This is a genomic window from Mycolicibacter algericus DSM 45454 (genome assembly GCF_002086455.1).
Lineage (GTDB): Bacteria > Actinomycetota > Actinomycetes > Mycobacteriales > Mycobacteriaceae > Mycobacterium > Mycobacterium algericum.
On the sequence record NZ_MVHC01000006.1, the window covers coordinates 17,712 to 38,301 of the forward strand.

16 protein-coding genes and 1 pseudogene are annotated in these 20,590 nt (G+C 68.3%); 10 read left to right on the forward strand and 7 right to left on the reverse strand.

From position 1 onward, the window contains the following. Window positions 1-135 precede the first annotated feature (135 nt). A complete protein-coding gene (locus BST10_RS07945) occupies window positions 136-1,059 on the reverse strand; it encodes a heme o synthase (RefSeq protein ID WP_083037360.1) in 924 nt (307 codons plus the stop codon). A 188-nt stretch (window positions 1,060-1,247) separates the two neighbouring features. Between BST10_RS07945 and tkt the strand changes: the two genes are divergently transcribed. From tkt to BST10_RS07975, 6 genes are read left to right on the forward strand one after another with little or no spacing between them, the layout of a single operon-like run. After that, window positions 1,248-3,338, forward strand: a complete 2,091-nt coding sequence (gene tkt, locus BST10_RS07950; RefSeq protein WP_083037361.1) for a transketolase — start codon at window positions 1,248-1,250, stop codon at window positions 3,336-3,338. Between the two features lie 44 nt (window positions 3,339-3,382). After that, window positions 3,383-4,495 carry a transaldolase gene (tal, locus tag BST10_RS07955; protein WP_083037362.1) on the forward strand — a complete coding sequence of 371 codons (1,113 nt, stop codon included), beginning with the start codon at window positions 3,383-3,385 and terminating at the stop codon, window positions 4,493-4,495. A gap of 4 nt (window positions 4,496-4,499) precedes the next feature. Next, complete coding sequence (gene zwf / locus BST10_RS07960) at window positions 4,500-6,056, forward strand: glucose-6-phosphate dehydrogenase (protein ID WP_083037363.1); 1,557 nt, start codon at window positions 4,500-4,502, stop codon at window positions 6,054-6,056. Continuing rightward, complete coding sequence (opcA, locus tag BST10_RS07965; protein WP_083037478.1) at window positions 6,053-6,973, forward strand: glucose-6-phosphate dehydrogenase assembly protein OpcA; 921 nt, start codon at window positions 6,053-6,055, stop codon at window positions 6,971-6,973. The genes zwf and opcA overlap by 4 nt, the downstream gene beginning before the upstream one ends. Then, the gene (pgl, locus tag BST10_RS07970) at window positions 6,970-7,710 is read left to right on the forward strand and encodes a 6-phosphogluconolactonase (RefSeq protein WP_083037364.1); all 741 of its coding nucleotides are present in this window, start codon (window positions 6,970-6,972) and stop codon (window positions 7,708-7,710) included. The genes opcA and pgl overlap by 4 nt, the downstream gene beginning before the upstream one ends. Then, window positions 7,710-8,108: a hypothetical protein gene (locus tag BST10_RS07975; RefSeq protein ID WP_041318028.1), complete on the forward strand. Its 399-nt coding sequence runs from the start codon at window positions 7,710-7,712 to the stop codon at window positions 8,106-8,108. The genes pgl and BST10_RS07975 overlap by 1 nt, the downstream gene beginning before the upstream one ends. A 31-nt stretch (window positions 8,109-8,139) precedes the next feature. Here BST10_RS07975 and BST10_RS07980 read toward each other — a convergent pair whose 3' ends face one another. Next, window positions 8,140-10,176 (reverse strand): erythromycin esterase family protein, encoded by a 2,037-nt coding sequence (locus BST10_RS07980; RefSeq protein WP_083037479.1) that lies wholly within the window; start codon window positions 10,174-10,176, stop codon window positions 8,140-8,142. A 148-nt stretch (window positions 10,177-10,324) separates the two neighbouring features. On the opposite strand from BST10_RS07980, the gene BST10_RS07985 reads away from it, so the two are divergent. The 3 genes and pseudogenes from BST10_RS07985 to BST10_RS07995 all read left to right on the forward strand — a co-directional run bounded on the left by BST10_RS07985 (window position 10,325) and on the right by BST10_RS07995 (window position 13,737). Continuing rightward, complete coding sequence (locus tag BST10_RS07985) at window positions 10,325-12,427, forward strand: adenosylcobalamin-dependent ribonucleoside-diphosphate reductase (RefSeq protein WP_083037365.1); 2,103 nt, start codon at window positions 10,325-10,327, stop codon at window positions 12,425-12,427. A 140-nt stretch (window positions 12,428-12,567) separates the two neighbouring features. Beyond that, window positions 12,568-12,810 (forward strand): annotated as a pseudogene (locus BST10_RS07990) (Hsp20/alpha crystallin family protein); the annotation flags it as partial. A gap of 24 nt (window positions 12,811-12,834) precedes the next feature. Next, complete coding sequence (locus tag BST10_RS07995; RefSeq protein WP_083037367.1) at window positions 12,835-13,737, forward strand: universal stress protein; 903 nt, start codon at window positions 12,835-12,837, stop codon at window positions 13,735-13,737. Between the two features lie 6 nt (window positions 13,738-13,743). On the opposite strand, the gene secG is transcribed toward BST10_RS07995, so the two are convergent. The 5 genes from secG to BST10_RS08020 all read right to left on the reverse strand — a co-directional run bounded on the left by secG (window position 13,744) and on the right by BST10_RS08020 (window position 18,897). Continuing rightward, window positions 13,744-13,977, reverse strand: a complete 234-nt coding sequence (secG, locus tag BST10_RS08000; RefSeq protein ID WP_083037368.1) for a preprotein translocase subunit SecG — start codon at window positions 13,975-13,977, stop codon at window positions 13,744-13,746. Between the two features lie 29 nt (window positions 13,978-14,006). After that, a complete protein-coding gene (gene tpiA / locus BST10_RS08005; RefSeq protein WP_083037369.1) occupies window positions 14,007-14,792 on the reverse strand; it encodes a triose-phosphate isomerase in 786 nt (261 codons plus the stop codon). Then, a complete protein-coding gene (locus BST10_RS08010) occupies window positions 14,789-16,027 on the reverse strand; it encodes a phosphoglycerate kinase (RefSeq protein WP_083037370.1) in 1,239 nt (412 codons plus the stop codon). Before BST10_RS08010 ends, tpiA begins: the two co-directional genes overlap by 4 nt. A gap of 14 nt (window positions 16,028-16,041) precedes the next feature. Further along, window positions 16,042-17,064, reverse strand: coding sequence for a type I glyceraldehyde-3-phosphate dehydrogenase (gene gap, locus BST10_RS08015; protein WP_083037371.1), 1,023 nt, complete (start codon window positions 17,062-17,064; stop codon window positions 16,042-16,044). 102 nt (window positions 17,065-17,166) lie between these two features. Further along, the gene (locus BST10_RS08020) at window positions 17,167-18,897 is read right to left on the reverse strand and encodes a DUF3556 domain-containing protein (RefSeq protein ID WP_083037372.1); all 1,731 of its coding nucleotides are present in this window, start codon (window positions 18,895-18,897) and stop codon (window positions 17,167-17,169) included. Between the two features lie 235 nt (window positions 18,898-19,132). On the opposite strand from BST10_RS08020, the gene BST10_RS08025 reads away from it, so the two are divergent. Then, the gene (locus BST10_RS08025) at window positions 19,133-20,584 is read left to right on the forward strand and encodes a glycosyltransferase family 39 protein (protein ID WP_083037480.1); all 1,452 of its coding nucleotides are present in this window, start codon (window positions 19,133-19,135) and stop codon (window positions 20,582-20,584) included. Window positions 20,585-20,590: the final 6 nt, after the last annotated feature.

Sequence of the window (20,590 nt, forward strand, 5' to 3'; positions counted from 1 at the left end):
ATCCACCGAACTATTGAATATGATTTTCATTGGCGATTGCATACCCGCCGCCGCCGTCGGCGCAAGGTGCTCCACCCTCGCGTTACCTGGGGGCACGCTGGGAGATCGGTGGGCCGGCCGGCAACCGCCGAGGACTCAGAACAGGGTGGGCAGGCCGATGGCCGAGTCCACCGCCAGGGCGCAGAACACCACCGCCAGGTAGTTGTTCGACTGCAGGAAAAGCCGCAGCGGTTTGACCGGCTCGCCGCGGCGCACCCCGGCGTAGAGCTGGTGGGCCATGGTCAGGAACCAGACGCCGGCCAGGAACGCGACCGAGGCGTACAGCCACCCCGCAGCCGGCACCAGCGCCAGCGTCGCGATCACCGTCGCCCAGGTGTAGACCACGATGCGGTGGGTGACGACACGCTCGCTGGCGACCACCGGCAGCATCGGCACCCCCGCCGCCGCATAGTCATCCTTGTAGCGCATGGCCAGAGCCCAGGTGTGCGGTGGCGTCCAGAAGAAGATGACGGCGAACATCACCAGCGCCTGCCAGCCGACGGTGCCGGTCACCGCAGACCAGCCGATCACCACCGGCATGCAGCCGGCCGCACCGCCCCACACCACGTTCTGCGAGGTGTGCCGCTTGAGCAGCATCGAATAGACCAGCACGTAGAAGGCGATAGTGGCCACCGCCAGCAGGCCCGACATCAGGTTGGTGAACCGCCACAGCCAGACGAAGGAGATGGCGCCGAGCACCAGGCCGAAGACCAGCGCGTTCCGGGTCGGTACCGCGTCGCGGGCCAGCGGCCGGCGCGCGGTGCGCTTCATCACCTTGTCGATGTCGGCGTCGACGACGCAGTTCAGCGCGTGGGCGCCCGCGGCGGCCAGCATCCCGCCGATGAGCGTGTTGAAGATCAGCAGCGGATTCACCGTGCCGCGGTCCGCCAGCAGCATCGCCGGGATGGTCGTGACCAGCAACAACTCGATGATCCGCGGCTTGGTCAGCGACAGGTACGCCAACAGGGTGCTACGTACGGCGCGTATTCGGCGCGGCGCGGCGCGCTCCCGAATACTCACGTGATGACTCCTCAGATGGCAGCAGCGACGCCGGCGTCTACTACGGACGATGGTAGACCGCACTGCCGCGTCGACCGAATCCCAGGGTCGATTCACGGGTAATCCACACGCCGACGCCGACCTGCAACACTGCCCGTGCCCGCATTAGGGTGAGAACCAACCAGGCTTGTCGACTATTGAGGACGTTCGTGACCACTGCTGCAGAGATCTCCGCCCTGACCCGCCCGCACCACCCCGCCGACTGGGCCGAGATCGACTCGGTCGCGGTCGACACGGCTCGGGTGCTGGCCGCCGATGCGGTCCAGAAGTGCGGGAGCGGCCACCCCGGCACGGCGATGAGCCTGGCGCCGCTGGCCTACACGCTGTTCCAGCGCGTCATGCGCCACGACCCCGCCGACACGCACTGGCTGGGCCGCGACCGGTTCGTGCTGTCCTGCGGGCACTCCAGCCTGACGCTGTACATCCAGCTCTACCTCGGCGGCTTCGGGCTGGAGCTGTCCGACCTCGAGGCGCTGCGCACCTGGGGCTCCAAGACCCCCGGGCACCCGGAGTTCCGCCACACCACCGGCGTGGAGATCACCACCGGCCCGCTGGGCCAGGGTCTGGCATCGGCGGTCGGGATGGCGATGGCCGCTCGCTACGAGCGCGGGCTGTTCGACCCCGACGCCGCCCCGGGCGAGAGCCCGTTCGACCACTACATCTACGTGATCGCCTCCGACGGCGACATCCAGGAGGGGGTCACCAGCGAGGCGTCCTCGCTGGCCGGTGTGCAGCAGCTGGGCAACCTGATCGTGTTCTACGACCACAACAAGATCTCCATCGAGGACGACACCGCGATCGCCATGTGCGAGGACACCACCGCCCGCTACCGCGCCTACGGCTGGCATGTCCAGGAGGTCGAGGGCGGCGAGAACGTCACCGGCATCGAGGAGGCGATCGCCAACGCCAAGGCCGTCACCGACAAGCCGTCGTTCATCTCGCTGCGCACGATCATCGGCTATCCGGCCCCGGACAAGATGAACACCGGCGCCGCCCACGGCGCGGCGCTGGGCGACGACGAGGTCGCGGCCACCAAGAAGGTGCTCGGGTTCGACCCGGACAAGTCCTTCGACGTCCGCGAGGACGTGATCACCCACACCCGGGGTCTGGTGGCCCGCGGCAAGGCGGCGCACGCCGACTGGCAGACCGGGTTCGAGGCGTGGGCGGCCCGCGAGCCGGAACGCAAGGCACTGCTGGACCGGTTGCTCGCCGGTGAGCTGCCCGACGGCTGGGACGCCGAGCTGCCCTCCTGGGAGCCGGGCTCCAAGGCGGTGGCCACCCGCGCCGCGTCCGGCAAGGTGCTCTCCGCGGTGGGCCCGAAACTTCCCGAATTGTGGGGCGGCTCGGCCGATCTGGCCGGCAGCAACAACACCACCATGGACGGCGTCAAGTCCTTCGGGCCGACGTCGATCTCGACCAAGGACTTCACCGCGGACCCGTACGGCCGCACGCTGCATTTCGGGATCCGCGAGCATGCGATGGGCGCGATCCTGTCGGGCATCGTGCTGCACGGCCCGACCCGCGCCTACGGCGGCACCTTCCTGCAGTTCTCCGACTACATGCGGCCCGCGGTGCGGCTGGCGGCGCTGATGGACATCGACCCGATCTACGTGTGGACCCACGACTCGATCGGTCTCGGCGAGGACGGGCCCACCCACCAGCCGATCGAGCACCTGTCGGCGCTGCGCGCCATCCCCCAGTTGTCGGTGGTGCGTCCGGCCGACGCCAATGAGACCGCCTACGCCTGGCGCACCGTGTTGGCCCGCGGCGCCGACAGCGGTCCGGTCGGGCTGATCCTGACCCGTCAGGGGGTGCCGATCCTGGAGGGCACCGACGCCGACGGCGTCGCACGCGGCGGATATGTGCTCGGCGGGGCCGGAGCCGAGCAACCCGACGTGATTCTGATCGCCACCGGCTCAGAGGTGCAGCTCGCGGTGGAAGCCCAGAAACTTTTGGCGGACAAGGACATCAATGCACGCGTGGTGTCGATGACCTGCCTGGAGTGGTTCGAGTCGCAGCCGGCCGAGTATCGCGACGCGGTGCTGCCACCCGCCGTTTCGGCACGGGTCGCGGTCGAGGCCGGCGTCGCGCAGTGCTGGCATAAGCTGGTGGGCGACACCGGGGAGATCGTCTCGCTCGAGCACTACGGCGAATCCGCGGACTACAAGACGTTGTTCCGCGAGTTCGGATTCACCGCAGCGGCCGTCGTCGCCGCCGCCGAACGCGCCTTGGAGAGATGACGCAAACTGTGGCCGCATGACGGCCGATTGAGAAGGAGCGCAACATGACTCAGAATGAACGGCTTGCCGCGCTGAGCGCCGCCGGCGTGTCGGTGTGGCTCGATGACCTGTCCCGCGACCGGCTGACGTCGGGCAACCTGGCCGAACTGGTCGCCACCCGCAGCGTGGTCGGGGTGACCACCAACCCGACCATCTTCCAGAAGGCGCTGGAGAAGGGGCACGCCTACGACAAGCAGCTGGCCGAGCTGGCCGCTCGCGGCGCCGATGTGGACGCCGTGATCCGCACCGTCACCACCGACGACGTCCGCAACGCCTGCGACGTGCTGACGAAGGCGTGGGAGGCATCCGACGGGGTCGACGGTCGGGTGTCGATCGAGGTCGATCCCCGGCTGGCCCACGACACCGACAAGACCATCGCCCAGGCCGTCGAACTGTGGAAGATCGTCGACCGGCCGAACCTGTTCATCAAGATCCCGGCGACCAAGGCGGGACTGCCGGCCATCACCGCGACACTGGCCGAAGGGATCTCGGTCAACGTCACGCTGATCTTCTCCGTCGAGCGCCACCGCGAGGTGATGGACGCCTACCTGGCCGGCCTGGAGGCGGCCAAGACGGCCGGACATGACCTGGCCAAGATCCACTCGGTGGCATCCTTCTTCGTCTCCCGGGTGGACACCGAGATCGACGCGCGGCTGGAGAAGATCGGCTCGGCCGATGCCTTGGCGCTGCGCGGCAAGGCCGGCGTCGCCAACGCCCGGTTGGCCTACGCCGCCTACGAAGAGGTCTTCGGCGGCGAGCGCTTCGCCGCGCTGGCCGCCCACGGCGCCCGGGTCCAGCGCCCGCTGTGGGCGTCGACCGGCGTCAAGAACCCCGACTACCCGGACACCCTCTACGTCACCGAGTTGGTGGCCCCCCACACCGTCAACACCATGCCGGAGCCGACCCTGGATGCGGTGGCCGACCACGGTGACATCGCCGGCGACACCATCGCCGGCACCGCGTCGGAGTCGCAGCGGGTCTTCGATCAGCTCGCAACGGCCGGCATCGACGTCTCGGACGTGTTCGTGGTGCTGGAGTCCGAAGGCGTGGACAAATTCGAGGCGTCGTGGGGGGAACTGCTGGAGGCCACGGCATCGCAGCTCAACGCCGCCAAGTGACCTGATGGTGAGCGCAGCGACCGCGCGACACACCGCCGGGGGCTGGCAAAACCCGCTGCGGGACAAGCGCGACAAGCGGCTGCCCCGCATCGCCGGCCCGTGCGGGGTGGTGATCTTCGGTGTCACCGGTGACCTCGCGCGCCGCAAGCTCATGCCGGCCATCTACGACCTGGCCAACCGCGGCCTGCTGCCACCCACCTTCGCGCTGGTCGGTTTCGCCCGCCGGGAGTGGGCCGACGAGGATTTCGCCGACGTGGTCTACCAGGCCGTCAAGCAGCACGCCCGGACTCCGTTCCGACAGGTGGTCTGGGACCGGCTGGCCGAGGGATTCCGGTTCGTGCAAGGCACTTTCGATGACGACGCGGCTTTCGCCGAGCTGGCCGAGACGCTGGACAAGCTCGACGCCGAACGCGGCACCGGCGGAAATCACGCCTTCTACCTGTCGATCCCACCCGACGCGTTCCCGGTGGTGTGCGAGAAGCTGCACGCCAGCGGGCTGGCACGCCCGCGAGACGGCCGTTGGAGCCGGGTGGTGATCGAGAAGCCGTTCGGCCACGACCTGGACAGCGCCCGCGAGCTCAACAGCGTGGTCAACCGCGTCTTCCCGGAGGAGTCGGTGTTCCGCATCGACCACTATCTGGGTAAGGAGACGGTGCAGAACATTCTGGCGCTGCGCTTCGCCAACCAGCTTTTCGACCCGATCTGGAATGCGCACTACGTCGACCATGTGCAGATCACCATGGCCGAGGACATCGGCCTGGGTGGGCGGGCCGGCTACTACGACGGCATCGGCGCGGCCCGCGACGTCATCCAGAATCACCTGTTGCAATTGCTGGCCCTGACCGCCATGGAGGAGCCGGTCAGCTTCTCCCCCGCCGAACTGCAAGCCGAGAAGATCAAGGTGCTCTCCGCCACCCGGCTGGCACAGCCGCTGGACGAGACCACCTCCCGCGGCCAGTACGCCGCCGGGTGGCAGGGTGGCGAACACGTCGTCAGCCTGCTCGACGAGGAGGGCTTCGCCCACGACTCGCGCACCGAGACCTATGCGGCGATCACGCTGGAGGTCGACACCCGGCGCTGGGCCGGTGTGCCGTTCTACCTGCGCAGCGGAAAACGGCTGGGGCGCCGCGTCACCGAGATCGCGCTGGTGTTCAAACGGGCGCCGCACCTGCCCTTCGACGCCACCATGACCGACGAGCTGGGCAAGAACGCGCTGGTGATCCGGGTGCAGCCCGATGAGGGGATCACGCTGCGGTTCGGTTCCAAGGTGCCGGGCCATCTCATGGAGGTCCGCGACGTCAACATGGACTTCTCTTACGGCTCGGCGTTCGCCGAGGACTCGCCGGAAGCCTACGAACGCCTGATCCTGGACGTGCTGCTCGGCGAGCCGTCACTGTTTCCCGTCAACGCCGAAGTCGAATTGTCCTGGGAGATCCTCGATCCGGTGCTGGAGAACTGGGCAGAGCACGGCAGACCCGAGCCGTACGCGGCCGGCACCTGGGGCCCGCGGTCGTCGTTCGAGATGCTGGAGCGCTCCGGCCGGGAATGGCGGCGGCCGTGATCATCGAAATGCCCGACACGTCCACCAACGCGATCAACAAAAAGCTCGACGAGTTGCGCGAGCAGGTCGGGGCGGCGACGACGGGCCGGGTGTTGACCCTGATCATCGCCCTGGAAAGCACCGAGAACGACATGCTGCTCGAAGAGTCCATCGCCGCGGCCAACATCGCCAGCCAGGAGCATCCCAGCCGGGTGGTCGTGGTGTTGGCGGGTGAGCCCGACGACAGTCCGCCGCGGCTGGACGCCCAGCTGCGGATGTTCGGTGACGCCGGCGCCGGCGAGGTGGTGGTGCTGCGGCTTTCCGGCCCGCTGTCCGGGCACGCCGACGCGGTCGTGGTGCCGTTCCTGTTGCCCGACATTCCGGTGGTCGCCTGGTGGCCCGATGTCGCGCCGGCCGCGCCGGCCGAGGATCCGCTGGGAGCGTTGGCGTTGCGCCGGATCACCGACGCCACCAACAGCCCCGACCCACTGGCGGCGATCAAGAGCCGGCGGGGCGGCTACACCGCCGGCGACACCGACCTGTCGTGGAGTCGCATCACCTACTGGCGGGCGCTGCTGGCTTCCGCGCTGGATCAGCCGCCCTTCGAGCCGGTCCGCTCGGCGCTGGTGTCGGGGCTGTCCACCGAGCCGGCCCTGGACATCCTGGCCGGCTGGTTGGCCAGCCGCATCTACGGCCCGGTGCGCCGCGCCGTCGGTGAGCTGAAGATCGAGCTGGTGCGCGACAGCGAGACCGTGGCGCTGAGCCGGCCGCAGCACGGCGTGATCGCCACGTTGAGCCGCACGGCCAGACCCGACGCGCTGGTTCCGCTGCCCCGCCGGGTGACGGCCGAGTGCCTGGCCGAAGACCTCCGCCGACTGGACTCCGACGCTGTGTATGGTGCCGCACTGGCCGGCCTCGAAGAAGTGGAGTATCTGTGACCGTAGCGATCTACCCCGGTGCCGATGACCTCATCGCCGCGGCCGGTGACCGGCTTGCCGATGCCATCGAGGCGGCGCTGGCAGCGCGGGGCCGCGCACTGATCGTGTTGACCGGCGGCGGTACCGGTATCGGGCTGCTGCGTCGGCTCGGTGAGCATGCCGCGCGGATCGACTGGGAATCCGTGCACGTGTATTTCGGCGACGACCGCTTCGTCCCCGGCGACGATGACGAGCGCAACGAAAAGCAGGCCCGCGAGGCGCTGTTGGACCACGTCGGGATCCCGGCCGACAACATTCACGCGATGGCCGCCAGCGACGGCGCGTTCGGCAATGATCTGGACGTCGCGGCGCTGGCCTACGAGCAGCTGCTGGCCGATCATGCCGAACCCGGTGAGCGCACACCGGACTTCGATGTGCACCTGTTGGGCATGGGTGGTGAAGGCCACGTCAACTCACTGTTCCCCGATACCCCGGCGGTAATCGAATCCGCCCGGCTGGTGCTGCCGGTCTACGACTCGCCCAAGCCGCCGCCGCGGCGCATCACGCTCACGCTGCCCGCGGTGCGTCGCTCCCGTCAGGTGTGGCTGGTGGTGTCCGGGGCGGCCAAGGCCGAGGCGGTGGCCGCCGCGGTCGGCGGCGCCGACCCGGTGTCGGTTCCGGCGGCCGGGGCCGTCGGGCGGGAAGAGACGATCTGGTTGCTCGACGAGGCAGCGGCCGCCGGCCTGTCCACGTCATAATGAGCGGCATGGCAGACAGAGGCTCGGGCACCGGCGGGGAACGCAATCGGCTCAAGACATTGGCGCAGGCGGCGCTGAACGCCGACGTGACGGTCGGGCAACTCGAAGACGTCCTGAATGGCCTGGGCGACACGATGAACGCCTTGAACAGTTCCCTGGCCGGCCTCAACGCCACCGTCGAACGCCTCGGTGACGGCCTGGACCACCTTGATGAGACCATGGCCAGTCTCGACGACCTGGCCCGCCGACTGGTTGCCCTGATCGAGCCGGTGGAGACCATCGTCAGCCGGATGGACGACATCGTCAGCGTCGGCGAGACCGCGATGGCGCCGCTGGCAGCGACCGAGAACATGGTGCGTGGCATGTTCAACGCGCTGCGCAACCGGACGGTGCGCTGAGCCTGCGCAGCGATCGGCCCGCCCAACGCAGCTATATGCCACTCGGGTAGGTCTGCGGGTTCTGGCCCTCGACCCAAACACTGGTGACTTCAAGGGGTTCCAGGGCGCAGGTGTTGTCGATATGGATGATCGCGTCGAACTGGTCGGCGGGCCTGGCGTGGAAGTAGTGGCTCTGCCGTTCGGTGGCGGGCTGATAGATCACGCCGATGGCGCGGTTCAGCCGGACGGCGCCGAGCACCGCGGTCGCCGCGGAGGGCTTGAGCGTCGACAGCAGGAACTCGGTTCTGCCGGTGGAATGGAGAAGTTCCTCGATGCTGCCGTTCAGCGCCGGACGGACCGTCTTGTATTCGGCGGGTCCGCCCCACTCGCTGGCCGCGGTGACCGTACCGCTGTAGGTGCTGAAGCCGATCAGGCGCACCGCATCGCCGTAGCGCTGGCGCACCAGCTGGCCGAGCGTGAGCTGGCCGTCGCCGGACATCTCGGTCGCCCTGGCGTCACCGACGTGAGAATTGTGTGCCCACACCACGATGCGGGCCGGCGGTGCGCCGGGGCGATTGTCGAGGTGGGCCAGCAGCGCATCCAGGGTCAGCGCCATATGCTGATCCCGCAGATTCCATGAGGTGACCCGACCGCTGAACATCGCGCGGTAGTACACCTCGGCGTTGCGGACGGTGTGGGCGTTGCGCAGGGCGTCGAAGAGCGCATCCTGCGCGGTCAGCCCGTCACGCTGGGCATAGCTCAGCGCGTCGCGCTGCAACTCGACCAGCTGCTCGATCGCCTCGCGCTCGCAGGACGGTCCGGCGCCGAACGCCGCGCCGTATCCGTAGGCCTGACCATCCTGCGCGGCGGTGTGATCGAAGCACGCGTAGCGGGCCCGGGCGCGCGCCGCCGCCGCCGAATCGATCGTCTCCAGGTAGCCGATCACGGCCTGCATCGATCGGTGCAGGCTGTAGAGGTCCAACCCGTAGAAGCCGGCTTGGCGGCCGGACGATCCGCAGCGCTGATTGTGGGCGCGCAGCCAGTCGACGAACTCACGGACCACGGTGTTGCGCCACATCCACGCCGGGAAACGCTCGAATCCGCTCAGCGCCGCATCGGCGTCGGTGTCCTCACCCAAGCCGCGGACATAGCGGTTGACGCGCTGGGCGTCCGGCCAGTCCGCCTCAGCGGCGACGGCGCAGAACCCCTTCGCTGCGATCAGCCATCGGGTGATGTCCGCGCGGGCCGCGTAGAACTCGTGGGTGCCGTGCGAGCCCTCACCGATCAGCACGATGCGGGCGTCGCCGATCAGTTGCTCCAGCGCCGCCCGCGGCGGTACACCGGCCGGGGCGTCGATCGCGGCGCGACGAATCACCTCGACCGGGGTGGACGCCGGTTTCCGACTGGTGGCCGGCTGGGCCGGGTTGGCCAGCAGCGTGCGGACCTCCTCGTCGGAGACCTGGCTGAAGTCCCGGAACGACTCGCCGACCGCACGAAACGGGGTCGGCATGGTGGCGCACACCACGTCGTCGACGAGACCGGCGAATTCCCGACAGGTCGATTCCGGCGCCGCGGGAACGGCGATCACGATGTGTGCGGGTTCGAAGTCCTGCAGTGCCTGCACGGCTGCGAGCATGCTGGCGCCGGTGGCCAGCCCGTCGTCGACGAGGATCACCGTCTTGCCGGCGAGGGCCACCGGGGGGCGCCCGTCACGGTAGACGGCCTCGCGCCGGGCCAGCTCACGGCCTTCGTGCTCGGCGATATCGCGCAGCTGTTGCGGGGTGATCCGCAGCGCGCGCACCACGTCATCGTTGAGCACCACACGCCCGCCGCTGGCCAGCGCGCCCGCCGCGAACTCTTCATGGCCGGGCGCCCCGAGTTTGCGAACGATGAAGGCGTCCAGCGGCGCATCAAGAGCGGCCGCGACCTCCCAAGCGACCGGGATGCCGCCCCGCGCCAGGCCGAGCACGATCACGTCGTCGCGTCCCCGGTAGGCGGTCAGCAGGTCGGCCAGGACGCGACCGGCCTCCCGACGGTCGCGAAACAGTCGCCGCACCCGTGGGCTTCTCACATCTGCTGTATCGATCATCGCCGTCACCGCCGTCGTGCATCGGTCGGTCGCCGTCACACAACACCACTGTGCTCCCAGTGCACCGCGCAATGCGAGGGCCCGAAGTCCTCGCCCGGCCGGGCCGTTCGTCAGCGTGGGCCCGCGGCGGCGTCGCATACTCGAGGTCATGGGCGCACGACGACACGATCCCCGGTGGCCCAGCACGGTCCGCCGCCGCGACGGGCGTTCGGTGGCCTTCGACCCGGGACGCATCGAGACCGCGATCGGGCGGGCGGCCCGCGAGACCGGCCACCCCGATGCCGCGGTGGCGGCCCAGGTGGCCCGGGCCGTCGCCGATGAGCTGGGCCGCCGCGGGCACGGCCGGCCGGTCGCCGTCGAACAGATCCAGGATGTGGTGGAGTCGCAACTGAACGCCGCCGGATTCGACGACATTGCCCGCGCCTACATCATTTTCCGTCAGCAGCGCGCCGAGCTGCGGACCGCCAAACGGCTGCTCGGGGTACGGGATGAGTTGAAGCTGAGCCTGGCCGCGGTCACCGTGCTCAGTGAGCGCTATCTGCTGCGCGACAACCGGGGCCGGCCCACCGAGTCGACCGGCGAGATGATGGAGCGGGTCGCGGCGTTCGTCGCCGGCGCCGAGGACACCTACCGCGCCGGATCATCGGCGCAGTGGGCGCAGCGGTTCTCAGAGCTGCTGCGGGGGCTGGAGTTTCTGCCCAATTCGCCGACATTGATGAACGCCGGAACTCCGCTGGGCCTGCTGTCCGGTTGCGTCGTGCTGCCGTTGGAGGATTCGCTGCGGTCGATCTTCACCACGTTGGGCCACACCGCCGAGATCCATCAGGCGGGGGGCGGCACCGGGTACGCGTTCGGTCAGTTGCGCCCGGCCGGGGATGGGGTGGGCAGCGGGGGCAGCGCCAGTGGGCCGGTGCCGTTTCTGCGGTTGTTCGACACCGCCGCCGAGGTGGTCCAGCTCGGTGGGCGGCGCCGCGGCGCCTGCATGGCGGTGCTGGACGTGTCCCACCCCGACATCTTCGACTTCATCGCCGCCAAATCCGGAACACCGGCCGGCCTGGCCCATTTCAACCTGTCGGTCGGAGTCACCGACGCGTTCATGCGTGCGGTGGCCCGAGGCGGGCGCCACCGGCTGATCAACCCCCGCACCGGCCGGACCGTGTCCGAGGTACCGGCAGTCGAGGTGTTCTCCGCGATCTGCGACGCCGCTCACCGCTGCGGCGATCCGGGCCTGCTGTTCCTGGATGCGATCAACCGCGCCAACCCCACGCCGGACGCGGGCCGGATCCAGGCGACCAACCCGTGCGGCGAGGTTCCGTTGCTGCCGTACGAATCCTGCAATTTGGGGTCGGTCAACCTGGCGCAGCTGGTCCGCGGTGGCCGGGTCGACTGGGACCGGCTGACCGAGGTGGTCGAGCTGGGGGTGCGTTTCCTCGATGACGTGATCGACGTCAACGCCTACCCGTTTCCCGAGCTCGACGACGCCAGCCGGGCGACCCGCAAGATCGGCCTGGGCGTGATGGGGTTGGCGGAACTGCTGGCAATCCTGGGGATCCCCTACGACAGTGCCCGGGGCGTCCGCCTGGGCGGGCGCATCGCCGCTCACATCCAGCGGGCGGCGCACGCAGCGTCGGCGCGACTGGCCGAAACCCGCGGAGTATTCCCGGCTTTCGGCCGCAGCCGGTTCGCCACTACGGTGCCGATGCGCAACGCGCAGGTCACCTCGATCGCCCCGACAGGAACCATCTCCCTGATCGCCGGCACCACCGCCGGCATCGAGCCGATGTTCGCGATCGCTTACACCCGCGCGATCCTGGGCCGCCACCTGCTGGAGGTCAACCCCTACTTCGACCGGCTCACCCGCGACCGAGGCCTGTACCACGACGAGTTGTTCACCGAGATCGCGCAGTGTGGCGGGGTCCGTGGCTATGACCGGATACCCGCGGAGATTCAGTCCGCGTTTCCGACGGCGGGCGAGATCGCCCCGGAGTGGCATCTGCGGATGCAGGCGACCGTTCAGCGCCATGTCGATGCCGCCGTCTCCAAGACGGTGAACCTGCCGGCCACCGCGACTGTCGACGACGTCCGCGCCGTCTACCACGATGCCTGGCGGGCGAAAGTCAAGGGAATCACCGTGTACCGCTATGGCAGCCGGGAAGGACAGGTGCTCAGCTTCGCCTCCCCCGAGCCCGCGGTGCCCCACGTCGACACGGCGTTCGCCGGGGGCTGTGTGAGCCGGTTCTGCGAGTTCTGAGCACTGGCGGACTGACGACGAACATCCCTACCCGGAGGGGACTTCCGGCCCTGCCCCGGGCCTGTCGCGGGGAGTGGAATCGGAAGTATCCGAACGCAACAAAGGACGCATCATGAAAGATCTGCAGATCCGGCGGCAGCCTGAAAGACCAGCTGGAAGACGGCCACTACGTGGTGCGCGCCGAGCTGCCGGGTATCGACCCGACCAAGGGCCGCTCGGAGTTCTCCTACGGCTCGTTCGTCCGGTCGGTCACGCTGCCGGCGGGCGCCGACGAGGACGACATCAAAGCCAGCTACAACAACGGCATCCTGACCGTTTCCGTGGCGGTCACCGAACCGGCCGCTCCACCCGAAAAACACATCAAGGTGCAGGTCGCCAGCTGAGCTGAGCGCCGGGATGGAATCGAAATGTCTTCTACTACAGTAGGTTCCGGAATCATCGTCGGTGCCGACGGGTCACCGGCATCGCATGACGCCATCCGGTGGGCCGTCCATGCGGCGAAGATGCGCAATATCGGCCTGACCATAGTGCACGTGGTACCGCCACTGCCCCGGGGCTCGGTGGAGTTCGTCTCCGCCGCCGGCAGGACCGCGCTGCACAACGAGCGGGTATCGCAGGGACAGCGGGTGATCGCCGACGCGATCGGTCTCGCCCGCGCCGCCGAGCCCGCCACCGCGGGCCACCCGCTGGATGTCAGAGGTGAGGTGATCGAAGGCATCCCGGTGCCGACCCTGGTGGACCTGTCCAAAGCGGCGCGCCTGCTGGTGGTCGGCCCGCGCGGGCTGGGCATGATCGGCGAGACGCTGCTCGGCTCGGTCAGCTCCGAACTGGTGCGGCACGCCCATTGCCCGGTCGCGATCATCCACGGCCGCGCACCCACCGCGGCGCAGCCGAACCGGCTGCCAGTGGTCGTGGGGATCGACGGGGACGCGACTTCCGCGCTGGCCACCGAGCTCGCGTTCGAGGAGGCGTCCTGGCGTGGGGTGGACTTGATCGCGCTGCACGCCGGCACGGACGGGTCCGCACTGCAGCTTCCGGATGCGGACTGGGCTGCGCTAAAGGCCGGCTCCGAGGCGGTGCTGGCCGAGGCCCTGGCCGGCTTCCAGGAGCGCTACCCCGACGTGGCGGTGCATCGCCTGCTGGTGCTCGACCGCCCGGCCAAGCACATCATCGAACATTCCAGATCGGCGCAGTTGGTCGTCGTCGGCAGCCACGGTCGGGGCGGTTTCGCCGGCATGTTGCTGGGCTCGGTAAGCCGCGCCGTGGTCCACGCGGCCCGCACGCCCGTGATCGTGGCGCGGGCCGGCTGACCGCCGTCAGCTGTACTTGATCAGCAGACCGACCGCGATGATCGACACCAGCCAGATGGCGATGACGAAGTAGGTCAGCCGGTCGAGGTTCTTCTCGACCACCGTCGAGCCCGACAGGCTGGACTGCACGCCGCCGCCGAACAGGGTGGACAGGCCGCCGCCCTTGGCGCGGTGCAGCAGCACCAGCAGCATCACCAGCAGGCTGGTGATCACCAAGAGGATCTGCAGCGTCAAGATCATGGCGCTACCCTACCGTTGCCCGGCTGCCATCACGGGAGCGGCCCGCCGGCCGCCAGCGCCGCCAAGGTGGCGAACTGCTCGCCGTCCAACGACGCCCCGCCGACCAGACCGCCGTCGACGTCGGGCTGGGCGATGAGTTCCGCGACGTTCTTGGCGTTGACCGAGCCGCCGTAGAGCACCCGTACCGCCTCGGCGATCTTCGGGGAGGCGAGCTTGCCCAGTTCGGCGCGGATCGCCGCGCACACCTCCTGGGCGTCGGCGGCACCGGCGACCCGGCCGGTGCCGATCGCCCACACCGGTTCGTAGGCGATGACGCTCGCACCGATCTGTTCGGCGCTCAGCCCGGACAGCGAGCCGCGCAGCTGGTCCACGCAGTACTCGACGTGGTTGCCGGCTTCCCGGATCTCGAGGTGTTCGCCGACGCAGATGATCGGGGTGAGCCCGTGCTTGAGCGCGGCGGCGGCCTTGGCGGCCACCAGCGCGTCGTCCTCGCCGTGGTAGCTGCGCCGTTCGGAGTGGCCGACGACGACGTAGCTGCAGCCCAGCTTGGCCAGGAACGCCCCGCTGATCTCGCCGGTGTAGGCGCCCGCGTCGTGCTGCGAGAGGTCCTGGGCGCCGAAGGTCAGCCGAAGCTTGTCCCCGTCGACCAGCGTCTGCACACTACGCAGGTCGGTGAACGGCGGCAGCACCGTGACGTCGACCTTGTCGTAGTACTTGTCCGGCAGCGAGAACGCCACCTTCTGCACCAGTGCGATCGCCTCGAAGTGGTTGAGGTTCATCTTCCAGTTGCCGGCGATCAGCGGTTTGCGGCTCATTGCGCCCCTCCGGTTTCCAGTACCTGCAGGCCTGGCAGTGGTTTTCCCTCAAGGTATTCCAGCGACGCCCCACCGCCGGTGGAGATGTGCGAGAAACCGTCCTCGGGCAGGCCGAGCGCCCGAACCGCCGCGGCGGAGTCCCCGCCGCCGACGACGCTGAACGCGCCCTTGCCGGTGGCCGTTGCGATCGCCTCGGCCACGCCCTTGGTGCCGGCGGCGAACGCCGGGAACTCGAACACGCCCATCGGCCCGTTCCAGAAGATGGTCTTGGCGTTGGCCAGCAGCGCGGCGAAGCGCTGCACCGAGCCGGGGCCGATGTCCAGCCCCATCTTGCCCTCCGGAATCTCATCGGCGGCAACGGTTTCCGGGGTGGCGCCGGCGTCGAACTTGTCGGCGACGACGATGTCGACCGGGAGCCGCAGCACGTCGGCGTAGTCGTCGAGCAGTTGCCGGCAGGTGTCGACCATGTCGGCCTCCAGCAGCGAGGTCCCGACCTGAAGACCCTGGGCGGCCAGGAAGGTGAAGCACATGCCGCCGCCGATCACGATGGAATCGGCCTTGGTCGCCAGCGACTTGATGACACCGAGCTTGTCGGAGACCTTCGACCCGCCCAGCACCACGGCATAGGGCCGCTCGGTCGACTCGGTCAGCTGCCGCAGCACCTGGATCTCCGCGGCGACCAGCGTTCCGGCGTACGACGGCAGCAGGGTGGCGATGTCGTACACCGAGGCCTGTTTGCGGTGCACCACACCGAAGCCGTCGGAGACGAACGCCCCCGAGGAGCCGTCCGGCGCGGCGACCAGTTCGGCCAGCGCCCGCGCCAGCGCGAGGCGCTCCTGATCGTCCTTGCTGGTCTCGCGGGCGTCGAACCGGATGTTCTCCAGCAGCAGCACGTCGCCGTCGGTGAGGCCTTCGGCGCGGGCCAGCGCGTCGGTGCCGACCACATCACCGGCCAGCTGGACGTGCCGACCCAGTTGCTCTCCGAGTGCGGCGGCAACCGGGGCCAGCGACAGCTTGGGGTCCGGCCCGTTCTTGGGCCGGCCCAGGTGCGCGGCCACCACCACCTTGGCGCCGGCGTCGACCAGCGCGCGCAGCGAGGGCACCGACGCGGTGATCCGGCCCCGGTCGGTGATCTTGCCCTCGTCGAGGGGAACGTTCAGGTCGGAGCGCACCAACACGCCCCGCCCCGAAACCCCCTCGGCGATCAGTTCTGAAACAGCCTTGACTGAAGACACAGCCACGATCGCTCTTACAGCGACTTGCCGACGAGCGCGATCAGGTCCACCAGCCGGTTGGAGTAGCCCCACTCGTTGTCGTACCAGGACACCACCTTGGCCTGGTTGTCGATCACCTTGGTCAGCCCGGCGTCGTACAGCGATGAGTGCGGGTCGGTGACGATGTCGCTGGAGACGATCGGGGCGTCGTAGTACTTGAGGATGCCCTTCATCGGGCCCTCGGCGGCGGCCTTCATCGCGGCGTTGATGTCGTCGATCGAGGCGGACTTGCCCAGCTCAGCGGTCAGGTCGGTGACCGAGCCGGTGGGGATCGGCACCCGCAGCGCGTAGCCGTCCAGCTTGCCCTTCAGCTCCGGCAGCACCAGGCCGATCGCCTTGGCGGCGCCGGTGGAGGTGGGCACGATATTGACCGCGGCGGCACGGGCGCGACGCAGATCGCTGTGCGGGCCGTCCTGCAGGTTCTGGTCCTGGGTGTAGGCGTGGATGGTGGTCATCAGGCCCTTGACGATGCCGAACTCGTCGTTGAGGACCTTGGCCAGCGGGCCCAGGCAGTTCGTGGTGCACGAGGCGTTGGAGATGATGTTCTGGCTGCCGTCGTACTTGTCGTCGTTGACGCCGAGCACGATGGTGATGTCCTCGTCGCTGGCCGGGGCGGAGATGATCACCTTCTTGGCGCCGGCGTCCAGGTGGCCCTGCGCCTTGTCGCGCTTGGTGAAGATGCCGGTGGACTCGACGACGACGTCCACACCCAGGTCACCCCAGGGCAGCGCGGCCGGGCCCTCCTTGACCTCCAGCGCCTTGATCTTGGTGTTGCCGACGACGATGGTGTCGTCGCCCTCGAGGCTGACGTCGTGGGGCAGCCGGCCCAGGATGGAGTCGAATTTCAGCAGGTGGGCCAGGCTGGCGTTGTCGGTCAGGTCATTGACCGCGACGATCTCGATGTCGGTGTTGGCACCCTGGGCTTGCTGCGCGTCCAATGCCCTGAAGAAGTTGCGCCCGATGCGGCCGAAGCCGTTCACGCCTACCCGGACCGTCACTGGTCTCTCCTCGTGTCGCCTAGTTTGCTGGTGTATTCGCCGCCAGCCTAGTGCGTGACCGCACCTACAGGTCATCGGGTACGGCGGCGACGCGGCCGTAGCTTACTGCGCGGTGATGCGGACCGGAAACTCGTCGCCGGGCTCGGGCCACGGTTGCCGGCTGAGCATGTCGGCCACGGCCACATACCCGGCTTCGATCAGCCCGGATTTGGCGTCGACGATCCGGTAGGCCTGTTCCTGGCGGTGGATGGGCTGGCCTTCCAGCACGATCACCCGCAGGTCGCCTTCGGCGAAGTGGCAGCGGCGCTGCACCGCGGCCAGCAGTTGCTCGTTGTGCAGGTGTCCTTCGCCGAAGTTCCAGCCGATCAGCGGGCCGGCGATGATCTCGCCGTCGCGGATGCTGTAGTCGGCCGGGTTCTCCACCGCGCGGTACACCAGTCCGTTCAGCGCCCGGCCGTGCAGGTGCATGGCACGAAACGCCCCCGGGACCTTGTCTGCCACCAGGTCGGCGGTTGCTTGGTCGTAGAACCTGGCCAACTGGTTGATGACCAGTGCGGAGCTCTTGACGATGTTGGTTTCCAGGGTGTCCTCGGCGCCGGCGCGGAAGCACCAGAAGCTGGCCGCCCAGTTTCCCGCGTAGTACCGCATCGCCGGGAGGAACGAAATCTGTTGCGGAAACATGTTTCCGGCGACTGGAATCACGACGAGTCCTACGAGCAGGACGGCCAGCAGCCACGGCGACCGCAGGTCGTAGACGCTGATCTCGGGGTGCTGCCCGAACAGGAAGAACAGCGAGAACAGGACGAACACATTCCATTCCAGCGGGACTCCCATCGGGAGGTTGGAGAGAATGTTGAGGTGGAACACCACCATGAACGCGATCAGGAACCACCGCCACGGGTGGTCACCGGCGACGAGCACCAGTAGCGCCGGAACCACGAATTCGGCTGTGGTGCCGCCGACGTGTGCCATCAGCTGCGGTATCCGGGTGGGGCGCAGATCGTTGACGTGATCCCGGTACATCCGGTGTTTGACACCGGTGAAGATCTTCGAGCGCAGCAGCGCGTTGTTGCTCGTCATCACCGCGACCACGTAGGGAAAGTGGTGGTTGAGTTTGGAGGTTGCCGCGCCCCACCACAACCCGAGGATGATGAGCTTGAACGCGGCCATCTGGTCGACGTAGGGAAAGAAGAAGACCAGCAACGTCAGCCCGTAATGCTCGGCGCGGGCCGCCAGAAAGATGGTCTTGTCCCGCAGACCCAGCAGGACCAGCGCCGCGATCATCGGCACCACGAGTCTCGGGTCGAGCAGGCCCACCGGGCCGGGGTCGCCCCGCCCCGGTGACAGCAGGACCCAGATCCCCGACGCCAGCACCCCGGCGTACAGCGCGACGTCGACGACGGTGCGGGTGTCGCCGCTGCTGAATGGAACCTTGCCGGGCCACGGCGGCAACCGGATCGTGTTGGGCCGCAACCAATACAGCGCACCACCGATCGGCGGCCAGAACCGGGCGGTCAGCGGACCGGACCCGCAACCCAGGCCCAGGATCTCGAACAGCAGACTGAACACCACGAGTTTCTGGTAGGCGATCGGCTGCGTCCACCATTCGCCGATCCGGCCCAGGCCGCCCAGCCCCGGGGTCAGTGCGATGACCGCCGCCGCGCCCACGGCGTAGGCCACGACCTTGAGCAGGTAGATCAGATACACCCCGGACGGGGTACCGAAGCCGTGTTCGGCCCAGTGCCGGCTGCAGACCTGAATCCGGGCCGCCCACCCGGTGGAGCGCCAGCCCTCGGGATCCACGTCGGGAGCCGACGGTTTGATGAACCCCATGCTGCCCTCGCTCCCTGCCGTGTGCCGCGTTCAGTTATATCGGTAACCGCAGCCGTGCGAGGCGATTTCGGGTTGGACGCCGCTAGCGTCGACCATGATTCACCAGCTTCCGGGTCACTACGCCTAGGATCCAATTTCGCAACACCCATTCCTTCAAGCTGCGGGACGGCGGTAGGTCTTGAGCGATTCAGCGGTTGCGCATCGGCCCGCGATAGCGCGGCTACCGGTGACGGTCGTGGCGGCGATCGCCGCCGCGGTTCATCTGGTGGTGGCGACCAGGTACGGCTGGTTCCCCGATGAGTTCTATTTCGTGATCTGCGGTCGCCACCCGGCGTGGGGATATGTCGATCAACCTCCGCTGGTGCCGCTGCTGGCGCGTGTCGCCGAAGCCCTCCCCGGGGGTAGTCTGCTGACGCTGCGGTTGTTCGCCATCGCCGCGCACGTCGGTTGCATCGTGTCAGCGGCTCTGCTGACGGCGGAACTCGGCGGCCGACGTCTCGCGCAAATCATCGCCGCCGCAGCCGTTGCATCCTCTCCGGCGTTCGTTGGGCTCTCCGCGTTTTTCGGCCCGACCGTCACCGACCAGCTCATCTGGGTGGCCGTGCTCGCGTTGGTCGCGCGCGCACTACGCCGCGACACCGCGCCATCTTGGCTGCTTGCCGGTGCAGCCGCCGGAATCGGGCTCGAGAATAAGCACACCGCCGCCGTACTAATTGCCGGAATTGCTGCAGGCCTGGTGATGTTCCGGCGCGAGACGCTGCGTACCCCACGCCCCTGGCTTGCCGCCGGCCTGACGCTTCTGCTGGCCACCCCGAACCTTTGGTGGCTCGCGACGCATGGGTGGCCGAATCTGCGGTTCGCGCAGATGATCGCAGAACATTCGCGCAACACCTTGGGTTCGCTGCTCCAGCTGCCACTGTTGACAGTGGTGGTCGCCGGCCCGCTACTGGTTGTGTTGTGGGCGTTTGGGATCCGGTGGTTGATCTCACCGGCTCAGCGTGAGCATCGGTGGATGCTGGTCGTGGTTGCGGTGGCACTGATCGCCTTCACCAGCGCCAGCGGCAGACCGTACTACGCGGCTCCGGTCTTCGCCGTGCTGTTCGCTGCCGGAGCGGTGCGTGTCGAATCTGCTCGACGTGCCCGTCTGCAACTCGACGAAACGCGCGAAAGTGGTTGGCCGCCACTGCGCTGGACGGCCACGCTTGCGGTGTCGTTCGTGGGCGCCGTCCTCCTCTGCCTACCTGTGCTACCGATCTCGACGGCCCAGGCATTGCGCACGATCAACCCGTGGCTGGCCTCAACATACGGTTGGCCACAGTTCACTGAACAGGTGGTTGCCGCAGCTTCACCCCTGCCCGCAGACGTCCCGATCTTCGCCGGTTACTACACCGAAGCCGGCGCGTTGACCATCCTCGGACCAGCTGCTGATCTTCGACATCCCGTTTACAGCGCGCATAACAACTACGCTCTGTGGGGCCCGCCGACGGGCCGCGTGGACACCGTGCTCTGCGTTGGCGACTTCCCGCGCAGTTATCTACTCGACTTCTGGTCCCAGGTCACACCGTTGGCGACTGTCGTCGCCGATGATGGCAAACACACCTGGGAAACCGATCGCACGATTTACCTGTGCCAGCAGCCTCGCGGCACCTGGGCGCAGATGTGGCCATCTCTTAGCCACTTTCACTGACGGCTC

Coding starts and splice junctions, on each gene's coding strand:
- tal (WP_083037362.1), top strand. CDS start 3,383: ATGACTCAGAATGAACGGCTTGCCGCGCTGAGCGCCGCCGGCGTGTCG.
- BST10_RS07985 (WP_083037365.1), top strand. CDS start 10,325: ATGGGCGCACGACGACACGATCCCCGGTGGCCCAGCACGGTCCGCCGC.
- secG (WP_083037368.1), bottom strand. CDS start 13,977: ATGATCTTGACGCTGCAGATCCTCTTGGTGATCACCAGCCTGCTGGTG.
- zwf (WP_083037363.1), top strand. CDS start 4,500: ATGGTGAGCGCAGCGACCGCGCGACACACCGCCGGGGGCTGGCAAAAC.
- BST10_RS08020 (WP_083037372.1), bottom strand. CDS start 18,897: ATGGGGTTCATCAAACCGTCGGCTCCCGACGTGGATCCCGAGGGCTGG.
- tpiA (WP_083037369.1), bottom strand. CDS start 14,792: ATGAGCCGCAAACCGCTGATCGCCGGCAACTGGAAGATGAACCTCAAC.
- BST10_RS07980 (WP_083037479.1), bottom strand. CDS start 10,176: ATGATCGATACAGCAGATGTGAGAAGCCCACGGGTGCGGCGACTGTTT.
- BST10_RS07975 (WP_041318028.1), top strand. CDS start 7,710: ATGAGCGGCATGGCAGACAGAGGCTCGGGCACCGGCGGGGAACGCAAT.
- BST10_RS07995 (WP_083037367.1), top strand. CDS start 12,835: ATGTCTTCTACTACAGTAGGTTCCGGAATCATCGTCGGTGCCGACGGG.